The organism is Mesorhizobium sp. M7A.T.Ca.US.000.02.2.1 (assembly GCF_003996995.1).
Classification (GTDB): domain Bacteria; phylum Pseudomonadota; class Alphaproteobacteria; order Rhizobiales; family Rhizobiaceae; genus Mesorhizobium.
This window is the reverse complement of the sequence record NZ_RZTT01000938.1, coordinates 1-344: the sequence shown is the minus strand read 5'-3', so window position 1 is coordinate 344 and position 344 is coordinate 1. Positions and strand designations below refer to the sequence as shown.

1 pseudogene is annotated in these 344 nt (G+C 66.6%); it reads left to right on the top strand.

The features are described 5' to 3' along the window. Nucleotides 1–199: pseudogene (locus EOD15_RS35495) on the top strand (IS3 family transposase); the annotation flags it as partial. Between the last annotated feature and the right edge of the window lie 145 nt (nt 200–344).

Genomic DNA, 344 nt, shown 5'->3' with positions numbered 1-344 from the left:
CGGGACCAGGGCGCCGATGCTGGTGCCGCTGAGGCCCGACGAGCGCTGGTCGCTCGACTTCGTATCGGACCAGCTCACCGACGGGCGCCGCTTCCGCATCCTGGCCGTCGTCGACGACTGCACGAGAGAGTGCCTGGCACTCATCGTTGATACGTCTCTCTCGGGCATGCGGGTTGCCCGCGAATTGGACCGGCTCATCACCAGCGCGGCCGGCCCAGGCAACGCTCGCAGCCACGGTGACGTCGAGGCCGGGCAACGTCATCAGGCGGCGGATTGTCTGATCCTGGAGGGCATGTACGGCGATATCCGCCTCGACCACCGTCAACGCCTCGTTGATCTGGTTA